Annotated in this window: 12 protein-coding genes, 1 tRNA gene and 1 pseudogene; 8 read left to right on the top strand and 6 right to left on the bottom strand. The window is 41.9% G+C overall.

All coding sequences use genetic code 11. The features are described 5' to 3' along the window. Positions 1–36 precede the first annotated feature (36 nt). Complete coding sequence (locus ACGHVY_RS19180; RefSeq protein ID WP_308747159.1) at positions 37–1,455, bottom strand: AAA family ATPase; 1,419 nt, start codon at positions 1,453–1,455, stop codon at positions 37–39. Positions 1,456–1,550: 95 nt separating this feature from the next. On the opposite strand from ACGHVY_RS19180, the gene ACGHVY_RS19175 reads away from it, so the two are divergent. The 3 genes from ACGHVY_RS19175 to ACGHVY_RS19165 are packed head-to-tail and all read left to right on the top strand — an operon-like array spanning position 1,551 to position 3,531. Then, positions 1,551–2,237: a hypothetical protein gene (locus ACGHVY_RS19175; protein ID WP_390600733.1), complete on the top strand. Its 687-nt coding sequence runs from the start codon at positions 1,551–1,553 to the stop codon at positions 2,235–2,237. Beyond that, the gene (locus ACGHVY_RS19170) at positions 2,237–3,007 is read left to right on the top strand and encodes a DUF3822 family protein (RefSeq protein WP_390600731.1); all 771 of its coding nucleotides are present in this window, start codon (positions 2,237–2,239) and stop codon (positions 3,005–3,007) included. The genes ACGHVY_RS19175 and ACGHVY_RS19170 overlap by 1 nt, the downstream gene beginning before the upstream one ends. Then, positions 2,998–3,531, top strand: a complete 534-nt coding sequence (locus tag ACGHVY_RS19165; protein WP_308746595.1) for an RsmD family RNA methyltransferase — start codon at positions 2,998–3,000, stop codon at positions 3,529–3,531. The genes ACGHVY_RS19170 and ACGHVY_RS19165 overlap by 10 nt, the downstream gene beginning before the upstream one ends. 23 nt (positions 3,532–3,554) lie before the next feature. Here ACGHVY_RS19165 and cls read toward each other — a convergent pair whose 3' ends face one another. The 3 genes from cls to ACGHVY_RS19150 form a co-directional block, all read right to left on the bottom strand. Then, positions 3,555–4,994 (bottom strand): cardiolipin synthase, encoded by a 1,440-nt coding sequence (gene cls / locus ACGHVY_RS19160; protein WP_390600728.1) that lies wholly within the window; start codon positions 4,992–4,994, stop codon positions 3,555–3,557. 135 nt (positions 4,995–5,129) lie between these two features. After that, the gene (locus ACGHVY_RS19155) at positions 5,130–8,051 is read right to left on the bottom strand and encodes a TonB-dependent receptor (protein WP_390600726.1); all 2,922 of its coding nucleotides are present in this window, start codon (positions 8,049–8,051) and stop codon (positions 5,130–5,132) included. An 83-nt stretch (positions 8,052–8,134) separates the two neighbouring features. After that, positions 8,135–8,539, bottom strand: coding sequence for a hypothetical protein (locus tag ACGHVY_RS19150; RefSeq protein WP_308746598.1), 405 nt, complete (start codon positions 8,537–8,539; stop codon positions 8,135–8,137). An 81-nt stretch (positions 8,540–8,620) separates the two neighbouring features. Between ACGHVY_RS19150 and aroB the strand changes: the two genes are divergently transcribed. Beyond that, on the top strand, positions 8,621–9,682 hold the full coding sequence (gene aroB / locus ACGHVY_RS19145) for a 3-dehydroquinate synthase (RefSeq protein WP_308746599.1): 1,062 nt from the start codon (positions 8,621–8,623) through the stop codon (positions 9,680–9,682). A 35-nt stretch (positions 9,683–9,717) separates the two neighbouring features. Here aroB and ACGHVY_RS19140 read toward each other — a convergent pair whose 3' ends face one another. Continuing rightward, complete coding sequence (locus ACGHVY_RS19140; protein ID WP_308746600.1) at positions 9,718–10,584, bottom strand: helix-turn-helix domain-containing protein; 867 nt, start codon at positions 10,582–10,584, stop codon at positions 9,718–9,720. A 491-nt stretch (positions 10,585–11,075) separates the two neighbouring features. Here ACGHVY_RS19140 and ACGHVY_RS19135 point away from each other — a divergent pair. The 4 genes and pseudogenes from ACGHVY_RS19135 to ACGHVY_RS19120 all read left to right on the top strand — a co-directional run bounded on the left by ACGHVY_RS19135 (position 11,076) and on the right by ACGHVY_RS19120 (position 13,617). Next, positions 11,076–11,149, top strand: a tRNA-Pro gene (locus ACGHVY_RS19135). Between the two features lie 123 nt (positions 11,150–11,272). Continuing rightward, positions 11,273–12,493, top strand: coding sequence for an S-adenosylmethionine:tRNA ribosyltransferase-isomerase (locus ACGHVY_RS19130; protein WP_308746601.1), 1,221 nt, complete (start codon positions 11,273–11,275; stop codon positions 12,491–12,493). Between the two features lie 21 nt (positions 12,494–12,514). After that, a pseudogene (locus ACGHVY_RS19125) lies at positions 12,515–12,895 on the top strand (ORF6N domain-containing protein); the annotation flags it as partial. Positions 12,896–13,098: 203 nt separating this feature from the next. Beyond that, entirely contained in the window at positions 13,099–13,617 is a 519-nt protein-coding gene (locus tag ACGHVY_RS19120; RefSeq protein ID WP_390600986.1) for an NUDIX domain-containing protein, read from the top strand. On the opposite strand, the gene ACGHVY_RS19115 is transcribed toward ACGHVY_RS19120, so the two are convergent. Beyond that, a complete protein-coding gene (locus ACGHVY_RS19115) occupies positions 13,595–14,137 on the bottom strand; it encodes a glutathione peroxidase (protein WP_390600721.1) in 543 nt (180 codons plus the stop codon). The genes ACGHVY_RS19120 and ACGHVY_RS19115 overlap by 23 nt on opposite strands. Positions 14,138–14,280: the final 143 nt, after the last annotated feature.

The following is a 14,280-nucleotide window of genomic DNA, read 5'->3' as shown; positions in this document are numbered from 1 at the left end:
AGGTATTTCCATATTATACTTATTTATCCAAGGCAACTATTCCACCTGCTCCTTCGGATAATTCACCAAATACAGCGTCTTTGTCGCCCGAGTAAAAGCTGTATACAGCCACCGGAAATAATCGGGAGTCAAATACTCATCCGTCATATATCCCTGATCCAAAAACACATTCTGCCACTGCCCACCCTGTGCCTTATGGCACGTTATTGCATATGCATATTTCACTTGCAATGCATTATAATGCGGATCAGCTTTCATTTTCTTCATCCGATCACGCTTATTGGGAATATCTATATAATCTTCAAGCACCGTATAAAACAAGCGGTCATTATCCGCTTTAGGCAATGCAGGAGAGTCAGAATGCAAAGTATCCAACAACAAATTAGCATCCAGCTCAAAATCATTCTGGTCGGGAAATCGGAGGGTGACTTCTGCAAAACGAAAACCGTACATTTCACGGGTGCGACGGACACGACGGACAACAGCAATTTCACCATTGGCTATGAAATCCATTTCTTTATACTTTTCCGTCCAATAATAGTTATTTTTGGCAACCATCAACATATCTCCTGTATTCAGTTCATCTTCACGCCAAAGAATCTGTGCACGTATTCCGCCATTATACAGATTCGCACGTTTATTTGAGCGACAAATCACAATCGTCTCGTCCATCCCGTCATGATCATAGCAATTGTTCAGTTCGTCAATCAATTCCGTCCCCGGCACTACTTTTATATCGGGAAAACCTGCCACCTTTATCTTAGGTAAAGAGTAACATTCATCTTCCGCAATTAATTGCCTGAGTCGCGTAGCATTCCATAAAATACCGGATTCTTGTACTTGCCGGACTACCTGAGTCAAATCGACCTCACGTACTTCAAGACCATAGCCTTTCAATGCATCGGTAAAAAGCGCCGGGCTCAACTCCTCTCCTACCGGGGGAAGCTGTGCCGTATCTCCCATCAACAAAAGACGGCATCCTTGCCCCGAATATACGAACTGCACCAAGTCATCCAACAAACGTCCTGTGCCAAATACACTGCCCGATAGCCCCTCATTAGAAATCATTGAAGCCTCATCAACTATGAACAATGTATTTGTAGCCAAATTGTCATTGATTGAAAAATTACTCAGTTCGTTGGAGAAGGATTGTTGTCTGTATATTTTCTTATGGATAGTAAAAGCCGAATGTCCCGCATATGTTGAAAAGACTTTTGCCGCACGGCCCGTCGGAGCCAACAAAACAGATTTTTGCTGCAACTGTTCCATTGTTTTCACCAATGCTCCGACTAGAGATGTTTTACCTGTTCCGGCATAACCTCTGAGGATAAAAACTTCGTCCGCCAAAGTAGACAGAAGAAACTCTGAAAGAGATTTTACAGCAATTTCCTGCTCTAAAGTTGGTTGGTAAGGAAAATTTTCCTTAATTTGCCTTTCTAAATAGTTATTTATCATTTTTGTACGAGAAAAAAGTTCCCTGAACTATCGTATTTAAATTTATTTATTCTATTTTTGCGATGCGAATATAACAACTAAAAACATAATTTATCATGAAAACAGTATTTAATATTGTATTAGTGCTCTGTGCTGCTGCACTGATTTACATCTGTTACAACAGCATTATGGGTCCTATCAATTTTGAAAACGCCAAAAAAGACAGAGAAAAAGCAGTCATTGCCCGTTTGATTGACATCCGTAAAGCACAGCAGGAATACCGCACGCTTCATCACGGAATGTACACAGACAAATTCGACACACTGATTGATTTCGTAAAAAATCAGAAGTTGCCGTTTGTTATGAAGATGGGACAGTTGACAGACAAGCAACTGGAAGACGGTTTGACAGAAAAGAAAGCTATGTCTATCATCAACAAAGCGAAGAAGACAGGCAAGTATGACGAAGTAAAGAAATGGGGACTTGAAAACTTCAAACGCGACACCATGTGGGTAGCCGTAATGGATACTATTTTCCCGAAAGGATTTAATGCAGACTCTATGAGATACATTCCTTACGGAAATGGTGCTCAGTTCGAAATGAATGTCAGAAACGATACTGCTAAGTCAGGAGCTCCTGTATTCTTGTTCGAAGTAAAAGCTCCGTACGAAACTTATTTGGGTGGACTTGACAAACAAGAAATCATTAACTTAAAAGATGTTCAGAGCAAATTGGGTAGATACTGCGGTTTAATGGTAGGTTCTATCGACACTCCGAACAATGGTGCTGGTAACTGGGAATAATGATTGATTTTACTAAATCAAAACAATATACTTTATCCATCCGTCTTAGTACGGATGGATTTTCTTTTTCTATCTATAACCCGATTCACGACAACTCTCTATCAATCATAGAGAAAGAAATAGAGCCTTCTCTATCGCTCACGGCCAACCTGAAAACGGTTTTTCACGAATCGGACTTCTTAAGCCACCCCTACAAACGGGTGAATATCATGATGGCCGGCAAGCGTTTTACAATTGTACCATTGGAGTTGTTTGAAGAGGAACAGGCAGAACTTTTATTCTATCACAATCATCAGAAACGGGAGAATGAAACGGTATTCTACAATATTCTACAGAAAAATAATGTAGCTGTCATTTTTGGTATAGACAAAAGTGCATACACTTTTCTAAAAGAACAGTATCCCGAAGCCCATTTCTATTCCCAGTCCACTCCGCTCATTGACTATTTTTCGGTCAAAAGCAGATTAGGGAACAGCAAAAAGATGTACGTTTCCATACGTCAGAAGGGCATCGACATCTTTTGTTTCGAACGGGGACATCTCCTTCTTGCCAATTCCTTTGAATGTACGCACACAGAAGATCGTATCTACTATCTGCTGTATGCCTGGAAACAACTGGAGTTTAATCAGGAACGGGATGAACTGCACCTCACCGGAACACTCCCGGACAAAGAAGTCCTAATGAACGAACTGAAAAAGTTTATCTTGCAGGTATTCATTATGAATCCTGCTACTAATATTGACATGCAAGCCTTATTAATATGCGAGTAATCAGCGGTATATACAAACGAAGAAGATTTGACGTGCCACGAACGTTTAAAGCACGCCCTACAACAGATTTCGCCAAAGAGAATCTGTTTAACGTACTCAATAACTATATTGATTTTGAGGAAGGAGTAACAGCACTTGATTTGTTTGCCGGAACCGGAAGCATAAGTATCGAACTCATTTCCAGGGGATGCGACCGCGTTATCTGTATTGAGAAAGAGCCTGCACATCACTCATTCATCGTCAAAATCATGAAAGAGGTGCAGACAGACAAATGCCTGCCGATACGGGGTGATGTATTCAAATTTATCAAGAGCAGTAGCGAGCAGTTTGACTTTATCTTTGCCGATCCGCCTTACGCTTTAAAAGAACTGGAGACAATACCCGAACTTATTTTCCAAAACAATCTTCTCAAAGAAGGGGGATTATTTGTTCTGGAACACGGAAAAGATAATAACTTCGAGGAAAATCCACATTTCATCGAAAGAAGAATTTATGGAAGTGTAAACTTCTCCTTGTTCCGATAAATCGATTAAACCTATTATAGATATTAGAGAAGCGGAGCCAATAAACGAACAATGGACTCCGCTGCCTTTTGTCTCCACGAACGCCTCACCCAATTCTTCAAGAATATCTGCGTGCTTTCACGCTGGTCTTGAAGGAATATTTCTTTCATTTCGAGTGCAGTGTCCACATCATACATAAAAGCATTCACTTCAAAATTATGCTCAAAGCTACGGAAATCCACATTAGTAGAACCTACCGTAGAAAGCAGATCATCCGAAACCATGAGTTTGGAATGCAAAAAACCTTTCTTATAGAAATAGACTTTCACACCTGCCTGCATCACGTCCGCGAGATAGGAATGAGAGCCAAGATGAGTAACCCGGTTGTCGGCACGTTCCGGTAGCATCAGACGTATATCCACTCCGGACAAGGCCGCAGTCTGCATAGCAGCCAGAATTTGCTCTGTCGGCAAGAAATAGGGTGTCTGCATATAGAAATATTTCTTGGCATTGGTTATCGCCACCGTCAGTCCCTGCATGATTTCCTTCCAGGGACCGATAGGTTCGCTGGTGACAATCTGCACTAAGCAGCTACCACAAGAGTCTATTCTCGGAAAATAGCGGGACGCTGTTATCAGCGTACGGTCCACGAAATACCAGTCGAGCAGGAAGGCTGTTTGCAAGCCATGCACTGCTTTACCTTCCAGCATGATATGTGTATCACGCCAAGTCCCCCAGGAGAAACCATGCATATAGCGCTCAGCTAGATTCATCCCACCCACAAAGCCTACACGTCCGTCAATAACGACAATCTTCCTATGATTCCGATAATTCACCCTACTGGTAAACAAGGGAAAGCGCACTTTCAGGAAACTCCGTACCTCAATACCCGCATTACGCATTTCTTCAAAAAAGCGATTGGGAACGTGCCAGCATCCTACATCATCATAAATCACTCGTACTTCAATCCCCTGAGAAGCTTTCTCAATCAATACATCTCTAACCAGCCGTCCGATAGCATCATCTTCAAAAATATAATACTCCATATGGATATGCTGTTTCGCTTTCTGGAGTTCACGCAATAATGCCTGCAATTTCGTATAGCCTTCGGTATAGACAGATACACGATTTCCCTCAAAAGGAAAAGCCTGGTTGGTATGCTGAAACAGTTGGATAAGACGGGAATATTCATACTGGATTTCCGAGCAATCCTGAGCCAGATATTCAGCCATCGGCTTCTTCAGCAGACGGTCGTAGCTTTTCTGACCGATAATACGTTCGCGGCGCTGGCTCCGGCCAAAGAAAAAGTAAAAGACAAGACCTACGATGGGAAGAAAAAGCAATATCAGTATCCATGCCATAGTTTTAACCGGATTCCGGTTGTCAAGAATGATAATGACAATCGTACCGATGACGGCTCCGAAATAGAGAATATCAAAAGCCACCGTTGCTATCTGGCTGAGTATATAGTTCCAATCAATCATAGGAATCTCTTTTTTAAACGGATACTAAACAACAAATATAAAGTAAATTATCGGATAAACAAAAAAGTCCCGGCTACAACTATCAATCGTTGCGCCGGGACACTTCTTATTTATCTCATAAGACCTTGTCTGCTCTTAAAAACGCATCATCCGGGTTGGACTGCCACCACGCGGACCGCGATGACCACCACCGTCGAAACCACCTTGACGCATATTTCCACGTGCTTCCTTATTCCCGAAGACATTCAGACGATAGGCGAAACGAAGCATACAATAACTGTTGACTCCGTTATATTCCGAAACGGAACGCATATCAGCAGTCAGCGAACGACTGATATTGGATTGTTGTTTCAAAATGTCATATACTTCAAAACTGATTGTTGCAGCATTACCTTTCAGGAAGTTCTGGGCAATCTGAGCATTCCAAATTAGTTCATTTTTATTCATGCTGGCATCGCGATAACCACGACGTGAATTATTCGTTATATTGGTAGACAACGTCATATTCCAAGGCAAAGAGATGTTCGTACTTGCTCCATACCCGAAAGTATAAGGTTCCTGATTGGTATCCGGATTCAACTTATTACGTTCAAAATTATAGTTGATTGACCCATTGATAGTAAACTCAAACCAATCATTACGGAACGTTCCATTCAGATTCTCGGCCAAGGTCAACGACGTACTTGTATTTTTATCATTCACTTGAGTATCATCATTATAAAGGAAAGACACATCATTAGTATAGTTGGCACGTGAGAAAGAATTGATTGTAAAACGCTTGTCTTTCAGAGCCGTATTGAATCCGAACATTCCCATTGCAGTCCAATAACCATTAATATTCTCCGGCTGAGAGATTGTCCCACCCGTCGTCTGGTTATAAATAGTGGCATTGGTAATCTTATTCTGAGTCATATTAAAATTAGCGTGCGCCATCATTCCGCGCTGCTTATCACCATTATATGTATTATAGAACAACCGCATAGAATGAGTGAAAGAAGGTTTCAACCCCGGATTACCCTTGGTAATTCGCAGCGGATTGGAATCATCGGTCACATCCAGCAGATTTTCCATGCTCGGCTGGCCTGCACGTCCCCGATATGTAAAGCGCAACTGGCTCACTTTGGAGAACCGGTAACGGAAATCAACGTTAGGAGCGAAATTGAACACATTTCTCTTTACTACAGTATCTATTTCCGCTTTCTTATAATCCAAACGGGTATTCTGAGGCTGCAAGGACATTCCAAAGTTGAACCTGTACTTTTCACGGATAATATTCAGCCCTGCATTGATATCATGATTATAATACTTATACTGAGCATATTTGCTCAACTTCATATCCTTATTATTCTCATATCCTTCCGGCAAATCATCTCCAAAATTCCAAAACCAGTCCTGATTTTTTTCCGCTTCGGGAATCAAACTGTATGTGCTTCTATCACTCTCACTGTATTTGTACTGGAATTTATAGCGGAACTGCAAGAAAGTAGCTTTGGCAATCGGCTCATTATATGTCAATTCGCCCGTATAATCGTAACTCTTGGTCGGAGATGTGATATACTGCTTGCGTTCATCATCATTCTTTCCTGACGTTTCATCGAAATAACGTGTCAATGACTCGCTAAACTGTTCACTGTCATTATCGCCATAACCGAACGTACCACGGAAAGTTATATTTCTTCCTTGATTATTCAATCTTCTGTTTACCTGCAAGGAAGCATTGGCAGACAAGCTGTTATTCTTAGACAAAGATTCACTGTTACTGGCATTGACACGAATATCTTTTAATGGATCATCCGTACTTCCCCACTGTATCTTATTCAAGAAATCGTTCGGATTGGACACCAAATTAAACGGATCACCATCAAAAGTTCCCGATTCGGAAATAGAATATCCGTCAGACTTCCCATAAGAAACATTCGGGCGGAAAATGATATTAGTCAACGTATCCGGCTTCCATTCCAGACGGAAGTCTGCATTAAAGTTCGTATTCCTATTGCGGTTCTTACTATTCGAATTAGAAAAAGAACTTCCATTCGTCAAGAAACGTTCCGAATAGTTTGTAGAGACTGCATCGCGATCGCTATAATTATAACGGGCGCTACCGCCTAATTCAAGTTTATCCGTCTGAGTGGCAAAGTTAGCTCCAATCATCTTGGTAGCAGTCAAACCGTTGCTATTTCGGAAACGCGGTCCGCCGCCACCGGAGAATCCTTGGTCGTTCACATTATTTGCCGAGCCAATCAAAGAGAACTGGCTGTTATCAACAAAGCGGTTCAGCATCAAGTTGCTTCCATAGCGGTCTTCCGTACCACCGGCAACACTTGCATTACCAAACCAGCCCTGGTTCATTCCTTTCTTCACTTTCAAGTCAAGGACAGTCTCTTCTTCCCCATCATCTATTCCGGTGACGCGGGCCAAGTCTGATTTCTTATCATACGTTTTCAGTTTGTCAATCATGTTGACCGGCAGATTCTTCAACCCGGTTTTCACGTCACCGCCAAAGAATTCTTTACCATCCACCATAATCTTCTTCACTTCCTTACCGTTGATTTTGACATTACCGTCATCATCAATCTCTGCTCCCGGAAGTTTCTTCACCAGCTCTTCGAGCATAGCTCCTTCGGGAGTGCGATAAGCAGCCGAGTTATATTCCAGTGTATCTTCCTTCACCGTCACTTGAGGAGCCTCAGCAGTAATCACCGCTTCTTTCAGCATGACAGCGTCAGGTTCCAACGCGATCGTTCCCAACTTCTTATCGGGTGCATTGGCAGCCAGTTGAACCGGTACGAGTTTAGTACGGAAGCCGATATAGGAAACCTTCAACACATATTTCCCGGCCTTCACTTTGGGGAGAGTAAACCAACCTTGATTGCTACTGGCTATACCAGCAACATAAGCACTATCGGGCAATGACAACAATTGGACAGTAGCCTGTGCTGCCGGTTCCTTTGAGTCGGATTCCACAACACGTCCCGAAACAGTAATCACCTTATCCTGTGCGAAAATTGAGAAGGTGCATAGTAACATCAGCACCAGCCCTGCAGAAAATCTTTTCATTTACCTAATTTACGATTATATTAGTAGCAATAACAATGCCTTTTTGACAAATCGAATCGCAAAAGGTTTAATTGAAAAGAAAATTATCTTTTAAAGAATCGATCAACAAACGCTTTTTTCAGACCAAATTCCAAACAAAGCACATTAAAAATCAAAAAAGTCAGAAAAGAGGAAGTATCTACATTAATCACATCTCCTTGCATGACACGCCACAGCATTCCCCCGAAGACAAACAGGAATGTCAGAAAGATAGCATTACGAACTGCCGAATTACGGATTTGTTCCGTTTCGCGGCTCTCTTGCTTGCTCAGTGCAAAGATTATCAACAAACATCCTGCCATCATCAGCAACTTTGTACATTCTTTATAAAACAACAAATTGTTATCGGTTACCACTCCCTGCATCACCAGAAAAAAAGGAATGAACAGAGCTACCAACAAGACCACATATCCCAAAGGACGACAATATACAGGTAATAATGCTTTCATGATTGAACGTTTTAACAGGGCAAATGTAAGTATAAAAAAGATATTTTATATACATTTGCAGGGTAAAAAAGCAAAAGAATCATGAGTAAACAAGAAGTTATTCTCTGTGAAAGCTTGGAAACGAGCCTGAGTCGTGCCATTGAACAGTGCCCGCATGACAAATTATTCATCCTCACAGACGAGCATACCCGGCGTCTCTGCCTGCCTTCCCTGAAGGAAACCACCTTGCTGAAAGATGCCACTGAAATCTGCATCGGAGCGGAAGACGTACATAAAACGCTGGAAACGCTTGCTTCTGTCTGGATGACATTGAGTACCCAAGGAGCTACGCGTCACTCTTTACTTATCAACCTCGGCGGGGGAATGGTGACGGATCTGGGCGGTTTTGCCGCAGCTACATTCAAACGTGGCATCTCTTACATCAATATACCGACTACCCTGCTGGCTATGGTGGACGCTTCCGTCGGTGGCAAAACAGGAATCAACTTCAACGGACTGAAAAACGAAATCGGCGCATTTGCTCCGGCAAGCAGCGTGTTGATTGAAACAGAATTCCTGCGCACGCTGGATGCACACAATTTCTTTTCCGGATATGCGGAGATGCTCAAACACGGTTTAATCAGCAACGTCGCGCATTGGGCGGAATTACTGAACTTCAATACAGCCGATATTGATTATGCCGCTCTCAAACAACTGGTTGGCAAGTCGGTACAAGTAAAAGAAGATATTGTGAAGCAAGATCCTTTTGAACATGGCATTCGCAAAGCGTTAAACTTGGGACATACCGTCGGACACGCGTTTGAAAGTATGGCATTGGCAGAAAACCGTCCGGTTTTGCACGGATATGCAGTAGCTTGGGGAATCGTATGCGAATTGTATCTGTCCCACACCAAAGCAGGCTTCCCGAAAGAGAAAATGAGACAGACTATCCAGTTTATTAAAGACAATTACGGTGTGTTTACATTCGACTGCAAGAAATATGAACAGCTTTATGCATACATGACACATGACAAAAAGAATACTTCGGGAACGGTCAACTTCACTCTACTGAAAGACATCGGTGATATTTGCATCAACCAGACAGCCGACAAAAATACCATTTTTGAGATGCTGGACTTTTACCGCGAATGTATGGGGATTTAATCCTCATACATCCGCGGCAAATATGATAAACTGTTTTAGTCTAAACTGCTCATCCGATACTGAGACAGCGACATTCCGGTATGCTTTCTGAAAAAACGTCCGAGCGAGGACTGATTGGCGAAGTTGGTTTTGATTGCTATCTCCTGAATATTCAGGCTTGTATTTTTCAGCAAAGCCTTAATTTCAAGTATGATGTATTCCACAATCCAGTCTTTGGCAGACTTCCCGCTTGTCTCCTTGATAACCATAGTCAAGTACTTGGAAGTAATGCAAAGTTTATCCGCATAAAAAGCCACATCCTTATTTTCTTTGAAATGCTTCATGATAAGCCCGAAGAATTTATTGGCCAATTCTTCTTTGCGCGTATCTTTCCGCACAGTCATCAAAGCAGATTCCTTCTGATAAGCGTTGAACAACTCCAGATAGAGGTATCTCAACAAATGTGTTATCAACTCCCGCCTATACACGTCCTGAGACTTGACTTTTTCTTTTATCATCCCCAAGAAATTGTATATCCGAAGAACATCACGCTCTGTTTGCGGATAGCAAAAATGGCTTCGCATATAGAAGAAGAAATGCGGGGAGAATCGTGGGACTCCACTCAACGCATCACTAAACAAAGAAGAGGATATCACCATCGAAACGGTCGAGAAATCTTCACTAGGCTCACTGAATGAGACAAATTGTCCGGGTAATAATATAATAAGTTCCTCCGGCTGTACCCAATGTACATCTTCGTGTACGGTAAGTTTCGCTCTCCCACTCAAACAATATATAATCAAAGCTGATTGGATATTGGAAGGATAAGAAGTCAGAGGAAGATATTTCAGATTCTGATAAAATTTAAAATCGTCACCCAAGACGTATATCTCTAATGTCTCTCTATTTTTTATGTCTAACATTTAACACCTTTCTATCTAAACTAAGTCTTATTACTACAAATGTATAACTTCCTGAAATACTGCACATCGAAAACGGAAATATAGTATCACACTAAAGAAGTCACACACTCTTTATTTGCATTAATTCATAAACAAACTCACTGATTGATAGTTCATTTCGCAATTTCCCCGTTTAGCTTTATTATATACTGCCTGATATTTTATAGTGTTTTTACGCAAACATTCCAATTAATGCCGCCAAATGAAAAAACATCAGTTCATTTGCTAATTCAAATAAAACAGAATCTTTATTTATTAGCACATATCATGATATACAATACAGCTAAAGTTCCTACAATTGCGCCACTATTTGTGATGCAAACTTATAAAATATTCTCCACTTTACTTTACTTATCATCAGAAAAATATGAGTAAACCGCAGAAGTATATTATAAATTTCATTCGAATTATTTGCTATTTCAAAATAAAGCAGTACTTTTGCATCCGCAATTCGGGATGTAGCTCAGCCCGGTAGAGTACGCGTCTGGGGGGCGTGTGGTCGCAAGTTCGAATCTTGTCATCCCGACGAATTGTCCATCAAGAGGTTAGAGTCAAATCTAACCTCTTTCTTTTTATTCCTCAAGCCAAACTTTATGAATATGGAATAAATAGAACTAGAGCATACTATCAAGAAATATACCTGACAACAATGAAAGAAGACCCGAAACATATCCATATCAGCGAATATAACTATCCATTGCCGGATGAACGCATTGCCAAATTCCCATTGGCTGTCCGCGACCAGTCGAAACTATTGGTGTACCGCCGCGGTGAAGTAAGCGAAGACACTTTCACCTCTTTGCCTGAGTATCTGCCTAAAGGTGCTTTGATGGTATTCAACAATACAAAAGTTATTCAGGCAAGGCTACATTTCCGTAAGGAAACGGGGGCACTGATTGAAGTGTTCTGCCTTGAGCCCATTCAACCCAATGATTATGTACTGAACTTCCAGCAAACGGAACATGCCGCATGGCTTTGCATGATTGGCAACCTGAAGAAATGGAAAGACGGGACCCTGAAACGGGAAATGACAGTAAAAGGATTGCCAATCACGCTGACCGCAACGAGAGGAGAAAGCAGAGGAACCAGCCATTGGGTAGACTTCTCATGGGATAATCCGGAAGTGACTTTCGCCGATATTCTCGAAGTATTCGGGGAGCTTCCTATCCCTCCTTATCTAAATCGGGAGACGGAAGAGAGCGATAAAGAAACATATCAGACGGTTTATTCAAAGATTAAAGGTTCGGTAGCCGCACCTACCGCAGGACTGCATTTCACGCCCCGAGTACTGGATGCGCTGCAAGAGAAAGGTATAGAGCTTGAGGAACTGACCTTGCATGTAGGCGCAGGAACTTTCAAGCCTGTGAAGAGTGAAGAGATTGAAGGTCACGAGATGCATACGGAATATATATCCGTCAACCGGAGCACTATCAAGAAACTTATCGACCATGACGGTTGCGCTGTTGCCGTAGGGACTACTTCGGTACGCACACTCGAAAGCCTGTATCATATCGGAGTCACCCTAGCTGATAATCCGGACGCTACGGAAGAGGAACTACACGTCAGACAATGGCAGCCTTATGAAAAGTATGACCAGATTCCCCCGGTAGTTGCGTTGCAAAAGATATTGGGTTACCTCGACAGAAACGGTCTTGAGGCACTTCATACCAGTACACAGATAATTATTGCCCCCGGCTACCAGTATAAAATAGTAAAAGCAATGGTTACTAATTTCCATCAGCCGCAAAGCACTTTATTACTTTTGGTTTCCGCTTTTGTAAAAGGAGACTGGCGCACGATTTATGATTATGCCCTGAACCACGACTTCCGGTTCCTAAGTTACGGAGATTCTTCCTTATTAATGCCGTAAACTAAAAGTAGAAATTACAGCATGGAAAAACCACCCATAGAAATCGAAAGCAGAATCTACGAGATTCGAGGAACAAAGGTTATGTTAGATTTCGATTTATCAGAATTATATGGAATAGAAACCAGAGTGTTGAAGCAAGCTGTCAGAAGAAATATCGACAGATTCCCTGAAGATTTTATGTTCAGGTTGACCCAAGAAGAATCTAATCAACTGATTTCCATAGGGGTATCACAAAATGTGATACCTTCCCATTATAATATTGATTCAACATCTTTATTCGCTTTCACCGAAAATGGCGTAGCTATGTTATCTTCCGTTCTCAAAAGTCCGTTAGCTATACAAGTCAACATTAATATAATGAGAGCTTTCACCAAAATGCGCCAGTTTATACTTGAATATAAAATACCAATTTATCCATTAAAGAAGAACTAGATGTAATCAAACAGCAGCTAACAGAGATAGCGGAAGACATCGAAAGCAATGAACGAGACCACGAAACCTTATTCAATTCTATTGCCGAAATATCATTAAAACTGCAATTGAATGCCACCAATACAGGAAGAACTATTATTAAAGGATTCAAAAAGTAAACAATAGAAACAATGATGTCAAGCGATAACAACCAAGAAATGTTCCCCATCGTCGATGAGCAGGGAAATATCACCGGAGCCGCCACCCGCGGAGAATGCCACAGCGGCAGCAAATTGCTTCATCCGGTCGTCCATCTGCACGTCTTCAACGCAAAAGGAGACTTGTATCTGCAAAAACGTCCCGAATGGAAAGACATCCAACCCGGGAAATGGGATACAGCCGTAGGCGGACATATCGATTTAGGCGAAAGCGTAGAGATAGCCCTTAAACGGGAAGCCCGTGAAGAACTGGGCATCACGGACTTTACTCCTGAACTTCTGACTAATTATGTTTTCGAGTCCGACCGTGAGAAGGAACTCGTATTTGTTCATAAGACAGTCTACGACGGTGAAATCCACCCCAGCGACGAACTGGACGGCGGACGTTTCTGGACCATCGAAGAAATAAAAGAGAACCTGGGAAAAGGAATTTTCACTCTCAACTTTGAAGGAGAACTGAAGAAAGTATCCCTTATTCCTTCTCTATCCAAGTAATGATTTTCTCCGAGAACGGGCTCTCTTTGGGGGCAACGAACCCAATCCAGTTTCCGTTCTCGTCAATCATAAACTTCTGGAAGTTCCACTGAACGGGCGCATCTTCTTTTCCATTCTGTTTCTTCTCCGTCAGCCATTGATAAAGCGGAGCCATCCCCTTGCCTTTGACGGAAATCTTAGCCATCATCGGGAAAGTGACATCATACTTCAATGAACAGAACTTGGCAATCTCCTCATTGCTTCCCGGTTCCTGCCCCATAAAGTTATTGGCGGGAAAGCCGATAATAACGAAGTTCTTATCCTTATACTTCTCGTACAATTCCTGCAACTTGGCATATTGTGGTGTCAAGCCACACTTGGAAGCCACATTCACCACCAGCACTTTCTTTCCTTTCAAGGACGAAAGAGGAAATTCCTTACCGTCAATCGTTTGCACAGTGAAGTCGTAGAAAGACTTATTCTGCGCTTCCAAAGATATTGCACACACCATAGCCACCACCATTAAAATAAATGATTTCATACTCAACACGTATTTAGTTCGTTTCATATTAAACGAACCGGAGTGAAAAAATGTTTGCTTCGATTCACACTATTCATCATAAGTATCGGATACAGGTTCTGAAAGATTAGTTCCCCCGCAGAACATTCAAGCCGCCATTTCGT

It is taken from the genome of Bacteroides sp. f07 (genome assembly GCF_042854785.1).
Lineage (GTDB): Bacteria > Bacteroidota > Bacteroidia > Bacteroidales > Bacteroidaceae > Bacteroides.
Note: the sequence above shows the minus strand (reverse complement) of the source record. Positions and strands in the feature narration are given on the sequence as shown.